We start from the raw sequence: 1,476 nt of genomic DNA on the forward strand, positions 1-1,476 counted from the left end.
CGCGTGACTGCTGTATAAAAAAGGAGCCGCATTGTACGTATTGCAACCAACCGTGTCAACCGACATCCCGACATAAATACGATTTCTTTTAGCACAAAAAAAAGAGCCGCCCGAAGGCAGCTCTTTTTTTAGGATATAGGCGTCAGATTATTCAACAATCTTAGCTACAACACCCGCACCTACAGTACGACCACCTTCACGAATCGCGAAGCGTAGACCTTCTTCCATCGCGATTGGCGCGATCAAAGTAGCTGTTAACTGTACGTTATCACCAGGCATTACCATTTCAACACCTTCAGGCAACTCACAAGCACCTGTCACATCAGTCGTACGGAAGTAGAACTGTGGACGGTAACCTTGGAAGAATGGCGTATGACGACCACCTTCATCTTTACCCAAGATATATACTTCAGCTTCAAACTTAGTGTGAGGCTTAACAGAACCAGGCACACATAGAACCTGACCACGCTCAACTTCGTCACGCTTAGTACCACGCAGAAGAACACCAACGTTCTCACCCGCACGACCTTCGTCTAGAAGCTTACGGAACATCTCAACACCAGTACAAGTAGTGGTTTGAGTTTCCTTGATACCAACAATCTCGATTTCTTCACCAACTTTGATGATACCACGCTCAACACGACCCGTTACAACCGTACCACGACCTGAGATTGAGAACACGTCCTCAACAGGCATTAGGAATGGCTGATCTACAGCACGCTCTGGCTCTGGAATATAAGAATCTAGCGACTCAACCAACTTCTTAACAGCAGTTGTACCTAGCTCGTTATCATCTTCGCCGTTCAATGCCATCAAAGCAGAACCTGCGATAATTGGCGTATCATCACCTGGGAACTCATAAGTGTCTAGCAACTCACGAATTTCCATTTCAACCAATTCAAGCATCTCGTTGTATTCTTCTGAACCTGCACCACCACAGTCTTCAGCCAACAAGTCAGCCTTGTTCAAGAATACTACAATGTAAGGTACACCTACCTGACGAGACAAAAGGATGTGCTCACGAGTCTGAGGCATAGGACCATCAGTCGCACCACAAACCAAGATAGCACCATCCATCTGAGCAGCACCTGTGATCATGTTTTTAACATAATCGGCGTGCCCTGGGCAGTCAACGTGAGCGTAGTGACGATCAGTTGAATCATACTCAACGTGAGACGTCGCGATAGTGATACCACGCTCTCTTTCCTCTGGTGCATTATCGATGTTTGCGAAATCAACCTTCTCACCACCGAATACTTCTGCACATACACGCGTTAGCGCTGCTGTCAAAGTTGTTTTACCATGGTCAACGTGACCAATAGTACCTACGTTAACGTGCGGTTTATTACGTTCAAATTTTTCTTTAGCCACGGTTACACCCCTTTTTCTATGCTACCGACTTTAGTTTAATTAAGACTACGATTTATTAATAATCACTTCTGCAACCGCTTTTGGCGCTTCTGAATAAGTCAAAAA

Annotated in this window: 1 protein-coding gene; it reads right to left on the reverse strand. The window is 45.4% G+C overall.

Going from position 1 to position 1,476, the window contains the following annotated elements:
• Nucleotides 1-147: 147 nt before the first annotated feature.
• Complete coding sequence (gene tuf / locus A3756_RS03205) at nucleotides 148-1,371, reverse strand: elongation factor Tu (RefSeq protein ID WP_068552924.1); 1,224 nt, start codon at nucleotides 1,369-1,371, stop codon at nucleotides 148-150.
• Nucleotides 1,372-1,476: the final 105 nt, after the last annotated feature.

The sequence above is a fragment of the Oleiphilus sp. HI0086 genome (assembly GCF_001635225.1).